The 21,001-nt window shown below is 60.5% G+C and carries 19 protein-coding genes and 1 tRNA gene; 12 read left to right on the top strand and 8 right to left on the bottom strand.

The window, feature by feature from the left end; translation table 11 throughout:
- Positions 1 to 75: 75 nt before the first annotated feature.
- A complete protein-coding gene (locus tag ABWV42_RS04580; protein ID WP_353339073.1) occupies positions 76 to 1,035 on the bottom strand; it encodes a GlxA family transcriptional regulator in 960 nt (319 codons plus the stop codon).
- Between the two features lie 224 nt (positions 1,036 to 1,259).
- On the opposite strand from ABWV42_RS04580, the gene ABWV42_RS04575 reads away from it, so the two are divergent.
- Positions 1,260 to 2,660 (top strand): Glu/Leu/Phe/Val family dehydrogenase, encoded by a 1,401-nt coding sequence (locus tag ABWV42_RS04575; RefSeq protein ID WP_353339072.1) that lies wholly within the window; start codon positions 1,260 to 1,262, stop codon positions 2,658 to 2,660.
- A gap of 11 nt (positions 2,661 to 2,671) precedes the next feature.
- The gene (locus ABWV42_RS04570; protein ID WP_353339071.1) at positions 2,672 to 3,589 is read left to right on the top strand and encodes a LysR family transcriptional regulator; all 918 of its coding nucleotides are present in this window, start codon (positions 2,672 to 2,674) and stop codon (positions 3,587 to 3,589) included.
- A gap of 6 nt (positions 3,590 to 3,595) precedes the next feature.
- Here the strand turns inward: ABWV42_RS04570 and hutC are convergent, their stop codons facing one another.
- The gene (gene hutC, locus ABWV42_RS04565; RefSeq protein WP_353339070.1) at positions 3,596 to 4,339 is read right to left on the bottom strand and encodes a histidine utilization transcriptional repressor HutC; all 744 of its coding nucleotides are present in this window, start codon (positions 4,337 to 4,339) and stop codon (positions 3,596 to 3,598) included.
- A gap of 151 nt (positions 4,340 to 4,490) precedes the next feature.
- Between hutC and hutI the strand changes: the two genes are divergently transcribed.
- From hutI to ABWV42_RS04540, 5 genes are read left to right on the top strand one after another with little or no spacing between them, the layout of a single operon-like run.
- Complete coding sequence (hutI, locus tag ABWV42_RS04560; RefSeq protein WP_353339069.1) at positions 4,491 to 5,699, top strand: imidazolonepropionase; 1,209 nt, start codon at positions 4,491 to 4,493, stop codon at positions 5,697 to 5,699.
- Complete coding sequence (gene hutH / locus ABWV42_RS04555) at positions 5,696 to 7,237, top strand: histidine ammonia-lyase (RefSeq protein ID WP_353339068.1); 1,542 nt, start codon at positions 5,696 to 5,698, stop codon at positions 7,235 to 7,237. The genes hutI and hutH overlap by 4 nt, the downstream gene beginning before the upstream one ends.
- Positions 7,234 to 8,028, top strand: a complete 795-nt coding sequence (gene hutG, locus ABWV42_RS04550; protein ID WP_353339067.1) for an N-formylglutamate deformylase — start codon at positions 7,234 to 7,236, stop codon at positions 8,026 to 8,028. Before hutH ends, hutG begins: the two co-directional genes overlap by 4 nt.
- A 3-nt stretch (positions 8,029 to 8,031) precedes the next feature.
- Complete coding sequence (gene hutU, locus ABWV42_RS04545) at positions 8,032 to 9,702, top strand: urocanate hydratase (RefSeq protein ID WP_353339066.1); 1,671 nt, start codon at positions 8,032 to 8,034, stop codon at positions 9,700 to 9,702.
- Positions 9,703 to 9,740: 38 nt separating this feature from the next.
- Positions 9,741 to 11,102 (top strand): formimidoylglutamate deiminase, encoded by a 1,362-nt coding sequence (locus ABWV42_RS04540; RefSeq protein WP_353339065.1) that lies wholly within the window; start codon positions 9,741 to 9,743, stop codon positions 11,100 to 11,102.
- A 198-nt stretch (positions 11,103 to 11,300) separates the two neighbouring features.
- On the opposite strand, the gene ABWV42_RS04535 is transcribed toward ABWV42_RS04540, so the two are convergent.
- Complete coding sequence (locus ABWV42_RS04535) at positions 11,301 to 12,209, bottom strand: AEC family transporter (protein WP_353339064.1); 909 nt, start codon at positions 12,207 to 12,209, stop codon at positions 11,301 to 11,303.
- Positions 12,206 to 13,372, bottom strand: coding sequence for an aminotransferase-like domain-containing protein (locus ABWV42_RS04530; protein ID WP_353339063.1), 1,167 nt, complete (start codon positions 13,370 to 13,372; stop codon positions 12,206 to 12,208). Before ABWV42_RS04530 ends, ABWV42_RS04535 begins: the two co-directional genes overlap by 4 nt.
- A gap of 111 nt (positions 13,373 to 13,483) precedes the next feature.
- Here ABWV42_RS04530 and ABWV42_RS04525 point away from each other — a divergent pair, with 111 nt between their 5' ends.
- Positions 13,484 to 14,320, top strand: a complete 837-nt coding sequence (locus ABWV42_RS04525) for a LysR family transcriptional regulator (RefSeq protein WP_353339062.1) — start codon at positions 13,484 to 13,486, stop codon at positions 14,318 to 14,320.
- Positions 14,321 to 14,747: 427 nt separating this feature from the next.
- Here ABWV42_RS04525 and ABWV42_RS04520 read toward each other — a convergent pair.
- Positions 14,748 to 14,821 (bottom strand) — tRNA-Cys (locus ABWV42_RS04520).
- Between the two features lie 149 nt (positions 14,822 to 14,970).
- Between ABWV42_RS04520 and ABWV42_RS04515 the strand changes: the two genes are divergently transcribed.
- The 3 genes from ABWV42_RS04515 (at position 14,971) to ABWV42_RS04505 (ending at position 18,133) form a co-directional block, all read left to right on the top strand.
- Complete coding sequence (locus tag ABWV42_RS04515; RefSeq protein ID WP_255104493.1) at positions 14,971 to 15,624, top strand: protein-L-isoaspartate O-methyltransferase family protein; 654 nt, start codon at positions 14,971 to 14,973, stop codon at positions 15,622 to 15,624.
- Between the two features lie 45 nt (positions 15,625 to 15,669).
- Entirely contained in the window at positions 15,670 to 17,091 is a 1,422-nt protein-coding gene (locus ABWV42_RS04510) for a TolC family outer membrane protein (RefSeq protein WP_353339061.1), read from the top strand.
- Positions 17,092 to 17,164: 73 nt separating this feature from the next.
- Positions 17,165 to 18,133: a hypothetical protein gene (locus ABWV42_RS04505; RefSeq protein ID WP_353339060.1), complete on the top strand. Its 969-nt coding sequence runs from the start codon at positions 17,165 to 17,167 to the stop codon at positions 18,131 to 18,133.
- A 105-nt stretch (positions 18,134 to 18,238) separates the two neighbouring features.
- On the opposite strand, the gene ABWV42_RS04500 is transcribed toward ABWV42_RS04505, so the two are convergent.
- Positions 18,239 to 18,559: a DUF6280 family protein gene (locus ABWV42_RS04500; protein ID WP_243614643.1), complete on the bottom strand. Its 321-nt coding sequence runs from the start codon at positions 18,557 to 18,559 to the stop codon at positions 18,239 to 18,241.
- A gap of 216 nt (positions 18,560 to 18,775) precedes the next feature.
- Between ABWV42_RS04500 and efp the strand changes: the two genes are divergently transcribed.
- A complete protein-coding gene (efp, locus tag ABWV42_RS04495) occupies positions 18,776 to 19,339 on the top strand; it encodes an elongation factor P (RefSeq protein WP_255104499.1) in 564 nt (187 codons plus the stop codon).
- Positions 19,340 to 19,390: 51 nt separating this feature from the next.
- Here the strand turns inward: efp and ABWV42_RS04490 are convergent, their stop codons facing one another.
- Entirely contained in the window at positions 19,391 to 20,197 is an 807-nt protein-coding gene (locus tag ABWV42_RS04490) for a fructosamine kinase family protein (protein WP_353339059.1), read from the bottom strand.
- Positions 20,194 to 20,931: a CAF17-like 4Fe-4S cluster assembly/insertion protein YgfZ gene (gene ygfZ, locus ABWV42_RS04485; RefSeq protein WP_353339058.1), complete on the bottom strand. Its 738-nt coding sequence runs from the start codon at positions 20,929 to 20,931 to the stop codon at positions 20,194 to 20,196. The genes ABWV42_RS04490 and ygfZ overlap by 4 nt, the downstream gene beginning before the upstream one ends.
- Between the last annotated feature and the right edge of the window lie 70 nt (positions 20,932 to 21,001).

Raw genomic sequence — 21,001 nt, 5'->3', positions numbered from 1 at the left:
TCTCCCCTGTATCCCATGAGGTTAGGAGGGGAGATTGCCGGGCGAGGGCGCTTTCTCGACATCAGGGGGAGGGGATCACGACACCGGGGGCTGGTTGGCTTTGCGGTCATCAGACGGCAGGAGGCCAAAGACCTTGCGGTAGGATTTGGAAAACTGGCGGGGCTGGTAGCCGTAATCGAGGGCGATGTCGATCAAGGGGCGGCGGCCGGCGAGCACCTCTTGCCGGGCTTCGCCCAGCCGGAGTTTGGCATAGACGATGGCCGGTGTCTTGCCAAATTCCGCGTTGAATAATCGTTCCAGCTGGCGTTGGGAAATGTCGAGGCGGCGGGCGATCTCGAGGATGGAAAGGGCATCGAAGGTGTTGGCTTCCATCAGGCGGATCGCGGCGAAGACGGTCTTGTTGGCGGTGGCATAGCGCATCTGTTCGGGCAGGCTTTGCGACAGGCGACCGTCGCGGACACCGTCGATCATCAGCCGCGAGGCGATCTCTTCGACAAGTTCGGTGCGCCCGCTGCGGGACAGGAAATCAAGCATCAAGTCCGAGGCCGCGCCACCGCCCGAGCAGGTGGGATGGCGGGCGTCGCCAATGAACAGGCGGGTGGATATTTCGACCTCGGGGTGGTGCTCCTTGAGGTAGGTGATGTCCTCCCAGTGGGCGGCGACGCGGGCGCCATCGGCAAGGCCCGCCTGTGCGAGGCGTACGACGCCCGACGAGATGGCCCAGATCGGGTGGCCCTGCCGGTTCCAGAGACGCAGCTTCGCGATCAAATCGGGATTGGTGGTGCGGTCGGCACCGGCCCCGGACACGATGACAACAATGGTGTGGCGCGGCAGATCGCTGATCGGGCAATCGGGCAGAACGGAGATCCCGTTCGAGGCGGCGACCGGAGCATCGTCAAGCGCGGCGACCTGATAGGCGAAGTCATCGGCCCCCAGTTTGCGCGCGACGCGCAGCACTTCGATGGCAGAGGAAAACGCCTGCATCGTGAAGCCTGTTTCAATGACGAAAACAAAATGTGTTCTGTCTGACGCCATTTCGGGGCCTCCTTCGGTGTCTCGCGAAAGACATGCGTCGCATGACCGTGATGCGAAAAGGCCAAGCAGGCAAGGGTGTTGTGAAATCATGGGCCGTTTGGGCGTGCCCGTGGCCATACGAACCTGCATGGGCCATGCAATAGTTGCATTGGACTTTGAAAGGAGGTTGGCGTTTCCGTTGCGGCATTGCCCCGGGCCTTGGGGCAGAGACAATTGGAAAGACCATGAGCCAGCAAGAGTTCCTGACCAGCGTTCAGCACTTCATCGAAACCGCCGTAACCCATGTCGACCTGCCCGAGGGGCTGGCCGAGCGGATTGCCCAATGCAACTCGACCTATTCCGTGCGCTTTGGCGTCAAGCTGCGCGGCCGTATTCACAGCTTTCAGGGCTGGCGGTCGGTGCATAGCGAGCACATCGAGCCGGTGAAGGGCGGCATCCGCTATGCGCCGGATGCCAATCACGACGAAGTGGAGGCGCTGGCCTCGCTGATGAGCCTGAAGTGCGCGCTGGTGAATGTGCCGTTCGGGGGGTCGAAAGGCGCGTTGGCGGTGGATCCCAACGCCTGGACCGAGGATGAGTTGGAGAAGATCACCCGCCGCTTTACGCAGGAGTTGGCGCGACGTGACCTGATCCACCCGGGGCGCAACGTGCCGGCCCCCGACATGGGCACCGGCGAGCGCGAGATGGCGTGGATGGCGGATGAGTACCGCCGTATCGGATCGTCGGATGCGTTGAACCAGAATGCCTGTGTGACCGGCAAGCCGGTGGCACGGGGCGGCATCGAGGGGCGGGTCGAGGCCACGGGGCGGGGGCTGCAATATGCGTTGCGCGCCTATCTTACCCATGGCGACACGCCGCCCGTTGCGGGGCAGAAAACGCCAGAGGGACTAACGGTTGTTGTGCAGGGGTTCGGCAACGTCGGGTATCACGCGGCCAAGTTTCTTGCGGAGGACGGCTGCAAGATCGTGGGCATTGTCGAGCATGACTGTGCGATTTTCAACGAAGGCGGGCTGGATGTTGAGGCGGTCGCCGCGCATCGGGCCGAGACGGGATCGGTTGCCGATTTCGACGGGGCCAAGACGGTTCCGAGTGCGGAGGGGCTGACCTATATGGCGGCGGATGTGTTGATCCCTGCGGCCAAGGAGAACGCGATTACCAGAGAGAACTGCGAGCAGGTGAACTATAGCCTGATCGTGGAGGCGGCGAACGGGCCGGTGACGGCAGAGGCCGAAGATTGCCTGAACAGGCGCGGAATCGTGGTGCTTCCGGATCTCTATGTGAATGCCGGTGGTGTGGTCGTGAGCTATTTCGAGTGGGTGAAGAACATCACGCACCTGCCGTTCGGCCTGATGGATCGTCGTCAGAACCTGAGTTCGGGGAATGCGCTTGTGTCGGCGCTGGAAGAGATTGCGGGCCGTCCCCTGCAAGAGACCCAGCGTGCCAAGATCGCCAAGGAAACCCGCGAGATTGATCTTGTGCGGTCTGGGCTGGAAGAGATCATGGTGCGGGCGTTTGACGACATCATGGACCGCAAAATGGCGCTGGACGGGGTCACTTTACGAACGGCGGCTTACGCGGTAACCATTGCCCGCATCGCCGAATACTATCGGGCGATCGGCTTGTAAGGACTGAAGACATGGACGTTCGGTGGCTCGAGGACTTTCTGGCTCTCGTGGAACTCAGGAACTTCACCCGGGCCGCTGAATTCCGCAATGTCTCGCAGGCTGCGTTTTCCCGGCGTATCCAATCGCTTGAACAGTGGTTGGGCACGCCCCTTGTGGTCAAGGGGGCGTCGCCGGTGCGCCTGACCGAGGCCGGTGAGCAGTTTCGCGACAGCGCACGGATTGCCGTGGACCGGCTGTTCGAGGCGCGGGCCTCGATCCGCACCAGCCAGTTCGAGGTCATGTCGCAGGTGCGTATCGCGATGCCCAACGTTCTGGCGCGGTCGGAATTCAAGCGGTTGCTGGATATTCTGGAACGCAAGCACAACAGTTCGTTTTCGGTGATCGTGGGGACGACGAACGACGTGGTGGGGCGGTATCTGGCGGGGGATGCGGATATCCTGTTTGCCCATGACTGCAAGGCCATCCCGACCCATGACAGCCTTGGGCAGCATGAACGCATCGTGATCCGGCGGGACCGGTTCCAGCCCTATGCCACGCGCAATGCGGCCAAGCGCGAGGCGTTCGGGTTTCCCGGCACGGCGCGTCAGCCGTTTCCGATGGTGGCCTATTCGCAGAAAGCCTATTTCGCGCGGCTGTTCGAACATGTGCTGGAACGAGCGCGGGCGCCATTGCCGCACAAGATCACCGTTCAATGCGACATGTCGGATGTGCTCAAGGAAGTGATCGCAGCCGGATACGGGATTGGCTGGCTGCCGCAAAGCGCGGTGGAAGACGGCAACCCGCCGCAGATCACCCCGATTGGCGGCGTGGAATGGGGGCTGGACGTGGACATCTGTGCCTTCCGCCCAAAAAGCCCGCTTGGCCCCAGCATCGAGGCGATCTGGAGCGCGTTGCGTAAGCGCGACCTGGCTGGGAAAGCGGCCGGTTAGGCGCGATCAGATCAGGGTGGTCATCTTGTAGCCCGGCGCAAAGAACATGCGGGCGTGTGTGACCGGGTTGTCCCGAAGCCATGTCGTGCGCTGGGCCGAAAAAATCGGGTCGCCGGTGGCGGCATCGAGGAATTCGGCCACATCCGCATCCGCCTTGGTGGCAAGGAAGCTCAGCTCCAGATTGCTGAATGGGACTTTCTGAACCAGCCAGTCGCTTGGGCCGATGGTCGAAAAATCGGCGTCGAGCACTTCGGGGATGCTGTCGACAACGATCCAGCGCACTTCGAGCTGGAAAGGTGTGTTGTCGGCGAAGTGCATGGATTTCAGAAACAGGACGCGGCTGTCTGCGGGGAGATCAAGCTTGGCGACGAGCCAGGCCGGGGCCGCCATTTCCTGCCGTTCGACGGGGGCATAGCGGTAGGCTGCGCCGCTTTTCTCGATCTCGTCGCGGACGAGGGGGATGGCGAATTGCGCCTTGCGGACAGGGGCGTGCAGGACGCGGGTTCCGGCCTTGCGCTTTCGTTCGAGGTAGCCTTCTTCGGCCAGTTCCCGCAGGGCGCGGTTCACGGTGGTGCGGGTGCTTGAGAATTCCTCGGCGAGGTCCGTTTCACTGGGCAACAGGCTGTCTGGCCCCCAGACGCCGTTCTGGATGCGGTCGAAAACCACGCGTTTGATGTCTCGGTAGCTCAGGGTTTCGCGGGGTTGGGACACGGGTTTTGCTGCCTTTAGAACGTCTTTTGCCTGGGTCATTAATATAGACATATTGGAATTATGCAAAGGCAGAGGTGGATGTGGGGCGGCCCTGAGGGTGAGTATCTCTGTGAGTTTTCATTTTTTGTGTAGACAAAAGTAGATTGGAAAAGACAAAATGCGGGCAAGTTGGGATTGGGAAGAGATTCTGATGTCTTCAGACAAGATTTACGGCGGCGCGCGGGTCGCTTGCATGACCACAGGTGAAGCGGCTTATGGGCTGATCCCCGAAGGCGCAGTGGTGGTGGCCGGTGGGCAGGTGGCCTGGGTTGGGCCGCAAAAGGACGTTCCGGCGGATTATGCCGGTTTCGAGGTGGAAGACCTCGAGGGACGGCTGGTCACTCCGGGGTTTGTGGATTGTCACACCCATGTTGTTTTCGGCGGCAATCGGGCCAACGAGTTCGAGATGCGCCTGAACGGGGCCAGCTATGAAGAGGTGGCGCGTGCTGGTGGCGGCATCGTGTCCACTGTTGCGGCGACGCGGGCGGCGACGTTGGAGCAGATGGTGGCAGAGGCGCTGCCGCGTGTGGATGCCTTTATCGCCGAGGGTGTGACCACGCTGGAAATCAAATCCGGCTATGGGCTTGAGCGTGAGACCGAACTTACCATGTTGCGCGCGGCCCGCCAGATTGCAGAGGCGCGCCCGATCCGTGTGAAGACAACCTATCTGGGCGCTCATGCGACGCCGGTTGAATACAAGGGGCGCGAGGATGCCTATATCGCCGAGGTGGTGATCCCGACCTTGCGGGCCGCCCACGCCGAAGGGCTTGTCGATGCGGTGGACGGGTTCTGCGAGGGGATTGCCTTTGCGCCGGAACAGATGGCCCGTGTGTTCGACGTGGCAAAGGAACTGGGATTGCCGGTCAAGCTTCATGCCGAGCAGCTGTCGAACCTTGGCGGGGCCAAGATGGCGGCGGGATACGGCGCGCTGTCGGCGGACCATATCGAGTATCTGGACGAGGACGGGGTGGTTGCCATGGCCGCGGCCGGCACGGTTGGTGTTGTGCTGCCGGGGGCGTTTTACACCCTGCGCGAAACACAGGTGCCGCCGATTGACCTGCTACGCAAACACGGTGTTGCGATGGCATTGGCCACGGACTGCAATCCGGGGTCTTCGCCGCTGACTTCGGTGCTTTTGACGATGAACATGGGCTGCACCCTGTTCCGCATGAAGCCGGAAGAGGCGCTGGCGGGGGTGACACGCAATGCGGCGCGGGCGCTGGGGCTTGACGATTGCGGCGTGATTGCGCCGGGGCAGAGGGCCGACCTTGCGATCTGGGATGTGACGACGCCTGCGGAGCTGTCCTATCGCGTTGGTTTTAACGCGCTCTACAAGCGGATTTTCGGAGGTTCAGAATGACCGCTCTTACGTTGATACCGGGGGCTGCGAGCCTTGGCCATCTGGCCGAAGTTTACTGGACTGAAGCTGCTGTCATCCTCGACCCTGCCTGCCGTCCGGCTGTGGAAGAGGCCGCCGCGCGCATTGCGGAAGCGGCGGCGGGGGATGCGCCGGTTTACGGGGTGAACACGGGCTTTGGCAAACTGGCCAGCCTCAAGATCGAGGCCAAAGATACGGCGACCCTCCAGCGCAATCTGATCCTGAGCCATTGCTGTGGGATTGGCGAGGCTTTGCCGCGTGAGGTGACGCGGCTGATGATGGTGCTGAAGCTGTTGTCCTTCGGGCGCGGCGCCTCTGGTGTGCGCTGGGAATTGGTGGCGCTGTTGCAGGACATGCTGTCGCGGGGTGTAACACCCGTTATCCCCGCGCAGGGATCGGTGGGGGCGTCGGGGGATCTGGCACCGCTGGCGCATATGACAGCGGTGATGATCGGGGAAGGCGAGGCCGAATTCGAAGGTGTGGTGCTTGCCGGTCGCGAGGCGCTGCGCAGGGCGGGGCTTGTGCCTGTGGTTCTGGGGCCCAAGGAAGGGCTGGCCTGTATCAATGGTACGCAGTTCACCACGGCCAACGCGCTGGCGGGATTGTTCCAGGTCTGGCAGGCGGCGCAGAATGCCCTGGTTATTTCGGCTATGTCGACCGATGCGATCATGGGGTCGACCGCGCCCTTGCAGCCGGAAATCCACGAGTTGCGTGGGCATCGTGGCCAGATCGAGGCGGCGGATACCATGCGCGCGATCCTGAATGGATCGGAAATCCGCGAGAGCCATCGGGATGGCGACACCCGCGTGCAGGACCCCTATTGCATTCGCTGCCAGCCGCAGGTGACGGGGGCGGCGATGGATGTGCTTCGGCAGGCGGCGCAGACCCTGCTGGTCGAGGCCAATGCCGCGACGGACAACCCGCTGGTTCTGACCAAGGCGGGGCTGATCGTGTCGGGGGGGAACTTTCACGCAGAACCTGCCGGTTTCGCGGCGGACATGATTGCGCTGGCGGCGGCAGAGATCGGTGCGATCTCGCAGCGGCGTATTGCCCTGATGGTCGATCCGGCGCTGAGTTTTGATCTGCCGCCGTTCCTGACCCCTGATCCGGGTCTGAATTCCGGGCTGATGATCGCCGAGGTGAGTTCGGCCGCGTTGATGAGTGAAAACAAGCATCTGGCGAACCCGTGTGTGACCGACAGCACGCCGACCTCGGCCAACCAAGAGGATCACGTGTCGATGGCGGCGCATGGGGCGCGGCGTCTGACCAAGATGGCGCAGAACCTGCAGTATATCCTTGGTATCGAGTTGATGTGTGCCGCCGCGGGTGTCGAGTTCCGTGGACCCTTGCAGACCAGCGCGGCGTTGCAGGGTGTGGTGGCGCGGTTGCGGGAGGATATTCCGCAGATCGCCGAGGATCGTTATCTCGCGCCGGACCTTGAGACCGCGCGTGATCTGGTGGCGGATGGTGCTATCCTTGCGGGGCTTGACCTGCCGCTGTTGCACGAGGGGGCCATGTGATGGCGGTCGAGGTTCATGAGGGCAGTTGCCCCATTGTGCTTGGGCTGCCGCACACGGGCACGTTGGTGCCGGACGATATCTTTGCGCGGCTGAATGCACGCGGGCAGAGCCTTTCGGATACGGATTGGCATGTTCACACGCTCTATGAGCAGGTGCTGCCCGGTGCCAGCACGGTGCGGGCGACGTTTCATCGTTATGTGGTGGATGCCAACCGCGATCCTTCGGGGGTTTCGCTCTATCCCGGCCAGAACACGACGGGATTGGTGCCGCTGACCGATTTTGACGGGACGCCGATCTGGGAGGAGGCACCGGACGCGGACGAGATCGAAGTGCGGCGGCTGGCCTATCATGCGGTCTATCACGCGGCACTTGAGGCCGAGTTGCAGCGGGTGCGCGACATTCACGGCATCGCGATCCTTTATGATTGCCATTCGATCCGGTCGGTGATCCCGCATCTGTTCGAGGGCACCTTGCCGGATTTCAATATCGGGACGAACCTTGGCACCACCTGTGCGCCCGAGATCGAGGCGGCGGTGGCGGAAATCTGTGGTGGGGCCGGGGGCTTTACCAGTGTGACCAACGGCCGTTTCAAGGGCGGCTGGACCACCCGACATTATGGCCGCCCCGAAGAGAGCCTGCACGCCATCCAGATGGAACTGGCGCAGTCGACCCACCTGCACGATGAAACCGAAGGCTGGGGCTATGACCCGATCAAGGCGGCCCGCCTACGCCCCGTTTTGAAAACCATTCTTGAAACCCTGGCCGATCTGGCCCCCAAGCTGAAAGGCTGAGCCATGACTGATCCCCGTCACAACACGCGTGATATTTTTCCGCCGACTGGCCCCGAGTTGACTGCCAAGTCCTGGCTGACCGAAGCGCCGATGCGGATGCTGATGAACAACCTGCATCCGGACGTGGCCGAGAACCCGCATGAACTGGTGGTTTATGGCGGCATCGGGCGCGCGGCGCGGACGTGGAAGGACTTTGACCTGATCGTCGACAGCCTGAAAGACCTCGAGGCGGACGAGACCCTTGTTGTGCAATCCGGCAAGCCGGTTGCGATTGTGAAAACCCACAAGGATGCGCCCCGTGTCCTGATTGCCAACTCGAACCTCGTGCCGCATTGGGCGAACTGGGATCACTTTAACGAGCTGGATAAGAAGGGTCTGGCCATGTACGGCCAGATGACGGCGGGGTCGTGGATCTACATCGGCTCGCAGGGGATCGTGCAGGGCACCTATGAGACATTCATGGAGGCCGGGCGCCAGCATTATGGCGGTGATCTCAAGGGCAAATGGATCCTGACCGGTGGACTGGGCGGTATGGGCGGTGCCCAGCCCCTTGCGGCGGTGATGGCCGGTGCCTGTTGTCTGGCGGTGGAGTGTGATGAGAGGTCGGTCGATTTCCGTCTGCGTACGCGGTACGTGGATGAAAAGACCGACAGCCTTGACGAGGCGCTTGAGATGATCGACCGCTGGACCAAGGCGGGTGAAGCGAAATCCGTGGGCCTGATCGGGAACGCCGCTGACATCTTTCCGGAAATCCACAAACGTGGCATTCGCCCCGATATCGTGACCGACCAGACATCGGCGCATGATCCGATCAATGGCTATCTGCCGCAGGGCTGGAGTGTTTCGGAATGGCGCGCCAAGGCTGAAACCGCGCCCAAGGAGGTCGAGGCGGCGGCGCGTGCCTCGATGAAGGTGCAAGTTGCGGCGATGGTCGCCTTTCACAATGACGGCGTGCCGACCGTGGACTATGGTAACAACATCCGCCAGATGGCGCTGGAAGAAGGGCTGGAAGATGCCTTTGCCTTCCCCGGTTTCGTGCCAGCCTATATCCGTCCGTTGTTTTGTCAGGGGATCGGCCCGTTCCGCTGGGCGGCGCTGTCGGGCGATCCCGAGGATATCTACAAGACGGACCAGAAGGTGAAGGAACTGCTGCCGGACAATGCGCATCTGCACAACTGGTTGGATATGGCGCGCGAGCGGATTGCCTTTCAGGGCCTGCCGGCGCGGATTTGCTGGGTCGGTCTGGGCGACCGCCACCGCCTTGGGCTGGCCTTCAACGAGATGGTCAGGAATGGCGAGTTGAAAGCGCCGGTTGTGATCGGGCGGGACCATTTGGATTCCGGCTCGGTTGCCTCGCCGAACCGCGAAACCGAGGCGATGATGGATGGCTCGGACGCGGTTTCGGATTGGCCGTTGTTGAACGCGCTGGTCAATACGGCCTCTGGCGCGACCTGGGTGTCGCTGCACCATGGCGGGGGCGTCGGCATGGGCTTTTCGCAACATGCGGGCGTGGTGATCGTGGCCGATGGCACCGACGATGCCGCCGCCCGTCTGGAGCGTGTGTTGTGGAATGACCCGGCCTCGGGCGTCTGGCGGCATGCGGATGCCGGTTACGAGAGCGCCAAGGAATGTGCGCGGGTCAACGGGCTGCGTCTGCCGGGCATTCTTGGGTGAAGACGACGGCGCAGGACAACACGTCAGGAGAGGGTGGCATGAAGATTTTTGCCAAACAGGTGCTGGTCGGTCAGGACTGGCGATCCGATTGCCGCGTGACCTGTGACGGCGGCAGGATTGCGGCGCTGGACGAAGGCGTTTCGGTTGGTCCTGACGACTATTGCGTGGATGTTCTGTTGCCGTCCTTGGCCAACCTTCATAGCCATGCGTTCCAGCGGGCGATGGCGGGGATGACTGAGTTCCGTGCTGCCGGAAAGGAAAGCTTCTGGACCTGGCGTGACCTGATGTATCGCTTTCTCGAGCACCTGACACCTGATCATATCGAGGCGATTGCCGCGCTGGTGTTCATGGAGATGCAGGAGGCGGGCTATGCCTCGGTTGGCGAATTCCATTACGTGCACCACCAGCAGGGAGGCGCGAGATATGGCAGGCTGTCGGAGCTGAGTGAGCGTATCTTTGCGGCCGCGCGCGAGACCGGGATCGGCCTGACGCACCTGCCGGTTCTGTATTCCTATGGCGGCGTCAATCAGGAGGCCTTGGCGGGGGGACAGCTTCGGTTTGCCAATGATGTTGACCGGTTCCTGAAACTGGTTGATGCGTGCAAGGGCAGCCTTTCGGACATGCCGCCCGACACACGGGTCGGGATCGCGCCGCATTCCCTGCGCGCAACAAGCCCGACCGATCTGGCACGTGTGCTTGAGGCGGTGCCAGAGGGGCCGGTGCATATCCATATCTCGGAACAGGTGCAGGAAGTGGCTGACGTCGAGGCCAAATTGGGCCAGCGGCCCGTGGCCTGGCTTTTGGACCACGCAGAGGTGAACGACCGCTGGTGCCTGATCCATGCGACGCATATGAGCGAGGCCGAGACAATCGCCATGGCCCGAAGTGGCGCCACCGCAGGGCTTTGCCCGATTACCGAGGCCAACCTTGGCGATGGCCCGTTCAATGGCCCGACCTATATCGGCCAGGGGGGGCGGTTTGGTCTCGGGTCGGATTCAAACGTGCGAATTTCGCTGAGTGAAGAGTTGCGGACGCTGGAGTATTCCCAGCGCCTGCGTGATCAGGCACGCAACGTGATGGTGGCGGGGGCGGGGTCTGTCGGCGCGTTTCTCTATACCGGTGCGGCCACTGGCGGGGCGCAGGCCCTTGGGCGCGACGCCGGGGAGGTTGCGGTTGGCAAGTTGGCGGATCTGGTGGCGATTGACAGCACCGATCCCGCGCTGTGTGCCCTGCGAGGGGATCAACTCTTGGACGGTCTGTGCTTTGCGGCGGCTGACGGCGTGGTCACGGACACCTGGTCTGCGGGGCGTCATATGGTCAGGCAGGGACGCCATATCGCCCGTGACAGGATCGTGGATCGCTACAAGGCCACCATATCGGAGTTGCTGCTCTTGTTGTGAGGGGCGGAACCGAAGGCGATGTAGGGGCTCGCACAAAATGTGTACGCCTTGCGCAGATTCGGGAAGCCGTTCCCGATGCGGTTAAACGTGACGGTGCCTTCGCAGGGCATCCTTAAGGCAAATCACCCTCCGCCAAATCTGACGGAGGGTGTTTTCTTTTTCACCTGACCTGCCTTTGACTGGTGGCAGAGGATAAACCTATTGCGATGCGTGCACGGCGACCGCGACCCAGAAGGGCAGCGACAGGCAGCCAAGCAAAGTCGACTGGGCGATCAGGTTTGCGACCATTCCCCGGTCCGCACCAAAGGCAGAAGCCATCACATGGGCCGCCGATGCCGTGGGCAGAGCGGCAAAAATGATTAGGACGGCGGCAGGGGCTGGCGGCATCTGAAGCAGGCTGGTCAATGCCAGCGCCGACAAAGGCAAGAGCAACAGTTTGATTGCATTCAGACCGGTCTGAAACAGATTGAGCCGCGCGAATGCACCAAAGTCCAGCGACGCGCCGATAGATAACAATGCCAGCGGGACTGCGGCATAGGCCAAGCGCGACACAAACGCGTCCAGAATGACCGGTATGTGAAGGTCATTCAAAGCCACAATAACACCAGCGAGGCTGGCAAGAAGAAACGGGTTCGTTGCGACCATCATGACTGTTTTTGCGAGCGGCATCGATGTGCCGCGGGACAAAGCGCCGACAGCAAGCAGATTTGCAACGGGAACGGCGCAGCCAATGGCGACCGACATCAAGGCCGCTGTTTCCGGCGGCAGCGCCTGAACGGCTACCAGCGCGATAGCGGCATTAAACCGCCATGCTGTCTGCCAAAGGCCTGCGAAATCGAGAAACTTTTCTGGCCCCCAGGGTCTTAGCAACAGTGCAAAAAGGAACCCAAGGAAAATGACCCCCCAAACGCCTGCGCCCATCATGGCGAGGTCGGATAGGGACGTGGCGCGCCCAGACGCTGCGCTGAAGATCAAAGCCGGAAACAGGATTTGGAAGTTCAGTTTGTCAAGCTGAGCCCAGGCCTGAGCGGACACCGTCCGGCGCAAATAAGCGCCAAGGGCAATCAACATGCCATCGGGCAAAAGTGCCAGCAGAATGGGGTTCATGACCAGGTCTCCACCGCTTTTGCCAGTTTTTTGCCAGCCTTCGCCAAGTCTTGGCGCGGAAGCGACGCAAAACACAGACGCAGCTGTCGGGACGGCGTGGATGTATCAATGGCGAAAGCACTGCCCGGGGCTACCAGAAGTCCTTCTGCGTTGATGTGTTCAATCAGCCCTTCCAGCCGTGTCGTCTCTGGCAGGTGTGGCATGACGAACATGCCCCCAGCAACGGCGAGCCGAGTGAAGCCGACGTTTTCCAGTTCGGATGCAAAATCATGGTGCGCCTGGGCGTATTCGCCGCGGACTTTGGCCAAATGCGGTTCCAGAGAGCCGGACAACAGGTAGTGAAGCGCCACACGCTGCGCCAAAGAGTTTGGCTGAAGATCTGCTGCCTGACGCGCCGCGGTCATTGCAGAAACCAAAGCAATTGGGCCCTGAACCCATCCCACGCGCAATCCGGGGGCAACGATTTTGGAAAGGCTGCCCAAGCTCAGCACAGGCAGATCAAGACCGCGTTCGGCGGCGCGCTCTATCAGGCGTGCGGGCGGTGTGGTTTGAAACCAAAGCTCGCGATAGGGATCATCTTCGATGATTGGCAGATTTGCAGCTGCGCAGATATCCAAAAGCGCATCCCGCTCTTCCAGAGACCACGTGTCACCGTTCGGGTTTGCAAATGTTGGCAGGACATAAATGGCACACAGGTTGCTTTGCGTTTCTGTCGTGGCTTTGACATCTTCCAGTGCCGCGGAAACAGATGACACACGGTACGGCATGATGTCCAAACCGAGCAAAACCGCAACTGACAAAACCGCCGGGTAAACGGGATCAGGTACCAAAAGGGTTTGTCCAGATTGTCCCAAAGCCTGACAGGCCAGGAAGATACCCTGCTGCGCGCCAGAAGTGATCAAGGACGACGTGTTATCTGCATGCGTCAACCAGGGCGACAGGGCTTCGATGAGGTCTGGATCGCCACTGCTTGCACCATACCGCCAGGAGCTTTGATCCTGTGCCGCCAGCTGGCTTGCGGCCTCAAGGCCTGCGCTGTCACAGTACACCGGGTTCGGGTGGCCACTGGCCAGATTGATCATTCCAGGGCGGGCTTGCTCAAATATCCGGCGCAGCGGGTTGGCTGGTAGGTTCAAGACGTTGGGATTCAGGGAATAAGTCATTGGAGCCTCTTGATGGATGGCTCTTCATGGTGGAATAATGGGGAATATTAAAATTCTATTTAGTTATGATTGGGGTGAGCTTTGCAGGATTTGCCTGATCTTTTGTGGCGCGTGCTGCCTGAACTACGCGAAACCGGCAACCTCACACAGGTCGCTGAACGGCTGAATGTGTCTCAGCCTGCGGTCAGCAAGGTTCTGGCAAAGGCAGAGGCGACCCTTGGGGTTTCTTTGCTGCGCCGCGATGAGCGCCCCGTCAAATTGACCAGCGAGGGCGAACTTCTTGCAGAGTTTGCCGAACAGCGCATCGGTATGGAGACGCTTTTGGTGCGCCGTCTGAATGTTATTCGAAAACGCGGCGCTGGGCTGGTACGCATTGCATCCTTCGGGGCGTCGTCGTCGACCCGTATTTTGCCGCCGTTGTTGAAACGTATGCGGCAGCGGCTTCCTGAAATTGAAATCGAAATTGTCGAACTGACAGATCAGGATGCAAGTCGCGCGGTCAAAGAAGGCCTGGTAGACTTTGCGACCCTTGCCGGGGGAAATGATGTGGATTTGGACTATTTTCCTTTGGCCAAGGACCGGCTCGTTGCTTTGGTCCCCGAAGGTTCCCCCCTGTCTGGCAAGGTTTCGGTAACACCCGAGGACCTCGCCAAAAAAGAGTTCATAATGACGAAAGGTGGCAGCGAGCCCCTTGTGAGGGACTGGTTTCGTGGGGCGGGTGTTCAGCCCAACGTACGGCATACGGCCCTGCAACTTACGTCGATCTTGGCCATGGTGCGTGCGGGGTTTGGCCTTTCCGTGGTCGCAGAAATGGCGGTTCCCGAAAACCACCCCGAAGTGACGATCGTACCCCTTGATCCCGTCAAACAGCGCGAAATATTCCTGTGTCGCCCGGTTGGCAGCTTTGCGTCGCATGCCGCCGAACGGTTCTGGAACGTCTTGACCTAGGTCGTACGGACGCACCGAGAGGTTGAACTCAGTTTTATGTACGACCCATCATGCCGCAGATCACATCGCCAATGTTTTCAACAATGCGCATCGCCCTTTTGACCCCGATAGGTTCTTCTATCAAAGCGGACGGCAATAGGCTCAGAGCCATCAATCAGACCGCCAGAAAGCCGGTTCAGCTGTGGCATTCATGTTCTTTCGCTCGGGCGAGGTCGTGTGCCAAAGCCTCTTTCGTTATCGCATGTGTCGCGGTGGAACGGTCACTACCGGCCAGCACCGATCCCGTTGGTCGTGCAACCACAAATCGCGGAGCAATACGGCGGAATTCTTGCGTTGATAGGTATGAAGGCAATCTCACATTCAGTGTGCCCCACTACTGTGGCACACTTGGTTTCAGATAAGTCTAAGAAGTTGATTTGAATAAATATGGAGGCGAGTACCGGAATCGAACCGGTGTACACGGATTTGCAATCCGCTGCGTCACCACTCCGCCAACTCGCCGACCTTGTGGTGGAGTGGGCAATAGCTGATCTGTCGCAGGGCCGCAAGGGGCTTTGAGAGGGAAATCACGTCGCGGGACGTTGCCGCTTGGGGCGATCTGTGGCAAGACAGGCTTAATTCCCGAGTCTGAACGAACGAGTTTAGTTAAGATGACCGACTACAAGACCCTTCGCACCACAATGGTAGATACACAGGTTCGTCCGGCGGATGTGACCAAATACACCGTTATCGATGCCCTGCTTGCAGTTCCACGGGAGAATTTCGTGCCACGTGACAAGCGTGACGCAGCCTATGTCGGGGAACATGTGACCCTGGATACCGGTCGCGTCGTGCTGGATGCGCGCTGTCTTTCGAAGATGCTGGATGCGCTGGACATTCAAAATGACGAGCTGGTCTTGGATATCGGTTCGGGCCTTGGGTATTCGGCGGCGGTTATTGCCCGCATGGCGGAAGCTGTGGTCGCGGTGGAAGACGATGAGGACCGCGTGGCCGACGCGCAGGCGGCGCTGGCCGAGTTCGGCGCGGACAACGTGATTATGCACCAGGGCGAGTTGGTGGCCGGTGCCGCTGAACATGGTCCCTATGACGTGATCGTCGTGGAAGGCGCGGTAGAAATTATGCCCGACAGTCTGCTTGACCAGTTGAAAGAAGGCGGTCGGATCGTATCTTTGTTCATGGACGGCGCGTTGGGTGTCGTGCGTGTTGGCTACAAGATTGACGGCGTGATGAACTGGCGTCAGGCGTTCAATGCCGGTGCGCCGGTGTTGCCGGGCTTTGAAAAGCATCGGGCCTTCACGCTGTAAAACAAAAAAGCTGCAAAGCGGCAGGACAGTAACGGGGGAGAGCGGATGGCTCTGGGGTTTGCGAAATCGGTGAAAGCGGGCGTTGCAGCCCTGGCACTCATGGCGGCGGCGCCTGTCCAAGTCGCCGCGGAGACCCTTGGGGAGGCGCTGGTCAGCGCTTATAACCACAGCGGTCTTCTGCAACAGAACCGTGCCCTTCTGCGGGCTGCTGATGAAGACGTTGCCGCGACCTTTGCCTTGTTGCGCCCGGTGATTAACTGGACGGGATCGGTTGGGCGACGCTATGGCAACTCCGCAAGCTCTCAGACCGGTGGTTTTTCACGTGTCAGCGCGGCTACGGAGGTCGAGCTTGGCCTGAGTTTCAGCCTGCTGCTGTACGATGGCGGCGCCACCCAGGCGGCGGTTGAAGCATCCAAGCAAACCGTTTTGGCCACACGCCAGCAGCTGGTTTCGGTTGAGCAGAATGTTCTTCTGCAAGCGGTGCAGGCCTATATGAATGTGGTGCGTGATGCGCAGATCGTCGAGCTGCGCCGCAACAACCTGCGCCTGGTATCGCGTGAGCTTCAGGCTGCGAAAGATCGTTTCGAAGTGGGGGAAGTCACCCGGACCGATGTGGCGCTTGCGGAAGCGCGCCTTGCCGGTGGGCGTGCTGAGCTCGCGGTTGCCCAAGGCAACCTGATGCAGTCGAAGGAACAATATGCAGCGGCTGTCGGGCATGCGCCGGGTGCGCTTGTTGCACCGCGTGGTGCCCCCTCGACGCCAGCACGGTCTGAAGAGGCCAAGCAGATCGCAGTACGCGGTCACCCGGACCTGCGGGCCGTGCAGCATAACATCAAGGCTGCAGAATTTGGCGTGCAGCGGGCCGAAGCCGCGTTGAAGCCGACTGTGCGGCTGAATAGCGGTGTGACCTTGACCCAGGACCTTGGGCATTCGAACTTTTATTCCAACGGCGGTTCGGTTTCTCTTGGACTGGAAGCGCCGATTTATCAGGGCGGCCGTCTCTCGGCGCTGATCCGTCAGGCGATGGCCAACCGGGATGCCCAAAAGGGCAACCTGCACGTGGTGCGCCATTCGGTGCGCGAGAATGCGGGGGTTGCCTGGGCGACGCTGGCCGCAGCCGGTGCGCAGTTGGAAGCAAGTGGACGTCAGATCGAGGCTTCGCGGATCGCCTTTGATGGTGTGCGCGAGGAGGCCAAGCTGGGATCGCGCACGACTCTGGATGTTCTGATTGCAGAGCAAGACCTGCTGGACGCCGAATCGAATCGCATCACTGCGCAGACCGGCAAGATCACGGCGGCCTATAGCCTGCTTGCATCCATGGGGCTTTTGACGGCGGATCATCTCAACCTCAAGGTCGAGCAATACGATCCCGAAGCCTATTATAATATGGTCAAGGATGCGCCTGCGATGAAATCCAAGCGCGGTAAGCAGCTGGATAACGTGTTGCGCGCATTGGGAAAAGAATAACAATTCTTCCTATCTGTTGTGCGGATTGTGGGCTGAGGCTACACTTGCCCGGAGGCAAGAGTGGTGAATTGGTATGTCTAACCCTGTAACGAATGTAGAAATCGAAGACGTTCTGTCGTCGATCCGTCGGCTGGTGTCCGAGGGAAGCCGTACTGCGCCTGCCGAAGACATGGAAAAGCCCGAAACGGCGATTGCGGCTGAGATCGCGGCCACCCCGGAGCCTGAAATCGATGACCGGCTTGTTCTGACGCCGGCCCTGCGTGTGGCTGAGGTTGAGGACGAGCCCTCGGACGACATCTTGCGCAATGTCGAGGCCGATCTAGAAGCGATTGAAAATGGTGCGAGCGAGGAAGCCGAGGCCGCACTTTCAGAGGCGCACGATCACGCGTGGGAAGATCCCGGCGCGACTTTTGAAGTGGCGGAGGCCGTGGAGGAAGCGCCATTCGTTGCGGTGGAAGATGTTGCAGAGGACGAAGTCGAAGACGGTATTGCACTTGAGCGTGCCAAAGAGCTGGATGCGCGGATTGTTCGTTGGGAGCACCTGAGCGAGATTGATGCGGCTCCTTATGAGCCTGATGAGGCTGGGGACAGCGAATACGCGGGCACCGATGTCGAGCGTCTTCAATGGGAAGATGCCGAAGAGGTCGAGGCGCCCGAGGTGGAAACCGCGGCAGAGCCGGATATTGCACCTGAAGATGCCGCCCCAGCGGTCGAGGCATTGGAAGAAGGTGTTGCCGAACTTTCCGATGAAGATGCGGAGACGTCCGAGGACGTGCTTGAGGGGCTGGCGCAGCAGCTTGAGCAAGAGGCCGTGTCCGGTGTGCATCGCGCCGTGGAGACGGCTGCTGCGGATGAAATGGACCTGGGCGATCTGAATGACGACAGTGTCGTCACGCTGGATGAGGGTTCATTACGCGATCTGGTTGCCGATATTGTTCGGCAGGAACTGCAGGGTGCGCTGGGGGAGCGCATCACTCGCAATGTCCGCAAGCTGGTACGCCGCGAAATCCATCGTGCGCTGGCGGCGCATGATCTGGACTGAGCCCGTCTTTTCCCGGCTGTAGAAATCGCGCCTGCTGTAGGCAATAGACAAAAGAAAAGCGCGCCTGAAAGCGGCGCGCCATTCTTCTAAAAACGTGCGAAAGGATCAGGCGGCTTCGGCCTGTTGCGCAGCGTTGCGGCGCTCGCTTTCTTCACGCGACAGGGCAACCGAGGTGCGAACACCTTTGCCCACGAATTCCATCAGACCCTGAACGACACGTTCGTTCGGATCGATACCGGCACAGCTCAGCACTTCGCGGCCATCGCGCGAACGGGCCCAGCGGGCGATTTGTTCAGGGCCGTTACCGTACTTTTTGTCGTCGGCAATGGCATCATCAAGTGCGGCAAGAACAACGGCCGCAAAAAGCTTGCGAGCACGGTTGCCCTGTTCATTATTGAAAGCCGTACCATCAACGAAATCTCGCATCTCGTCGTCCTTGTATTATTGCTCTTGTCTTTTCGGCGTGGCGCCCCTTATGGCGTAGTTGTATTGATTCGGGTAGTGCGGTTTTGCATATCTTCTATGCAAATTGTGCATATCTTTCTGCAGCTGCACAACGAGATCGGTGCCTTGCCACATGTCAACCTGCCAGATATAGGTGCGTGCAAATTCCGATCAACCTTTAAGTCATGGTTTTGTCACATGCCCAAAATCAACGGTAATGAAATTCGCCCCGGCAACGTGCTGGAGCACAGCGGTGGTCTTTGGGCTGCCGTCAAAGTCGACCACGTCAAGCCCGGCAAGGGTGGGGCATTTGCCCAGGTGGAAATGCGCAACCTTCGCAACGGTTCCAAGCTGAACGAGCGTTTCCGCAGCGCCGATAAGGTCGAGCGCGTACGTCTGGAGCAGAAAGACCAGCAATTCCTCTATGAGGATGACGGCATGCTGATCTTCATGGACACCGAGACCTATGAGCAGATCCAGCTTCCGGCGGACCTGCTGGGGGAACGTCGTCCGTTCCTGCAAGACGGCATGACCATCGTCGTGGAATTCTACGAGAGCGAGGCGCTGAATGCCACGCTGCCCCAGAAGGTGACCTGCACCATCGAAGAGACCGAGCCGGTTGTTAAGGGGCAGACCGCGGCGAACTCGTTCAAGCCTGCACTGCTGGACAATGGCGTGCGCGTAATGGTGCCGCCGTTTGTTGGCACGGGTGAGGCGATCATCGTCAACACCGAGACCATGGAATATTCGGAACGCGCCTGATTTCAGGCTGTTTCCAAGTGATTTGGGCCTGCCTTTCGGGGCGGGCCTTTTTCATGCGCCGAGTTTGGTGAGGCAGTCATTCACCATTGAGCGGTAGGAGGCACCAAACAGGCGCAGGTGCACGAGGGCGGGCCAGAGCTGGTAGGCGGGGCGTCGTTCGAGGATGTCAGGCGCGATCTCGCCATATCCGTCATAAAAAGCGCGGGGCGGTGTGCCGAACAAGTGCAACATCGCAAGGTCGACTTCTGCATCGCCGTAGTAGCAGGCCGGGTCGATCAGGAAGGCCTGATTGCCGGAAAAGAGGGCGTTCCCGGTCCAGAGGTCACCGTGAAGAAGCGAGGCTGGTGGTTTGGTGGGCAGGAGGTCCTGAAGGTGGGGGACAAGGTTTTCGAGGCGATGGGCAATGTCCGTAGGCACATGTGGCAGAAAGGGCAGGATGCGGTTGCTCGCCCAGAATGCTGGCCAGTCGTCTGATTGCGTGTTGTGAATGGCGACATCGCCAAATGCATAGTCTTCTGACCAGCCATAGGCGGCGCCCTGCGTGTCATGCAGTTGACGAAGACCGGCTCCAAGGGTGCGCCATGCCGTTTCCGAGCCGGGCGTTTCCGCGATGTATTGCAGGAAGAGGGTGCTTGCAGCCTCACCTAGCACCTCTGGCACCGGAGCCCGGGACCGGGACATGGCGGCCAGCATCCGACCTTCTGTCGCGACGCAGGTGCCGCGCTTTGCGATCACCTCCTGGCCGTCCGAGAAGGTAAGGTGCCAGACTTCGGAGAGGTCACCGCCGTGCAGGCGGCGCTGGTTCGTCGGGGAGACCCCGAAAACCTTTGCAGCCGCCTGTTCAAGGGGGGGTGTCATTCTGCAAGCTGAACCGTGGCACTTCCGGCTGTCATGTCATCGCCAGCGCGGTCAAAGCGCAGGTAAGCGATGGCCTTGTCACCCGAGCGGGTGAGCAGGGTGCCGATGTCGCGGTCATTGCGTTGAATGGGGGTTCCGGCGGTGGCCTCGCCCGAGACGTTGACGACGGCCAGACCTTTGCGCAGTTCGGTCTTGTGCTTCATGCGCGCGGTCACTTCTTGCCCAACGTAACAGCCCTTGCGGAAATCGACGCCGTGCAGGCGTTCGAAACCCGCCTCGAGAATATAGGTGTCAGGCGTAAGTTCGATGCCAGTTTCCGGGACACAATGGGCCACGCGCAGGGCGTCCCAGTCGGTGGTGTCGGTGTCCTGCGGGGTGTCGCGATAGGCGCGCCAGCCCAGTTCGGGATGCCGCGGGTCGGCAAAGCCATCGGCGGGCACCGCGTCTAGGCCGCGATGCAGGTGCAGGCCGGTTTCGGAAATCGTCACGTCGGCGCGCAGTTTGTACATGTTGAGGCGGGTCATGAGGCCAGTCGCCAGAGAGGTATCTACATCGAGCAAGATGGAGTCATCCGCAGGCACAAGGAAGAAATCCGCGAGATACTTGCCCTGCGGTGTCAGGATCGCCGCGTAGACCAGACCGTCCTGCAACCGTTCGATATCGTTGGTGACAAGCCCCTGCAGAAAATGCTGGGTGTCCGGTCCGGTAAGTGAAAAAATCGTGCGCTGGGTCATCTGTCGCGGTCCTGTTCCTTGTTCCCAGAGTCATATAGAGAGAATGCGGCCATGCAACAGGGCAGGAGAG

This window comes from Pelagimonas sp. KU-00592-HH, from assembly GCF_040369695.1.
Classification (GTDB): domain Bacteria; phylum Pseudomonadota; class Alphaproteobacteria; order Rhodobacterales; family Rhodobacteraceae; genus Shimia.
Note: the sequence above shows the minus strand (reverse complement) of the source record. Positions and strands in the feature narration are given on the sequence as shown.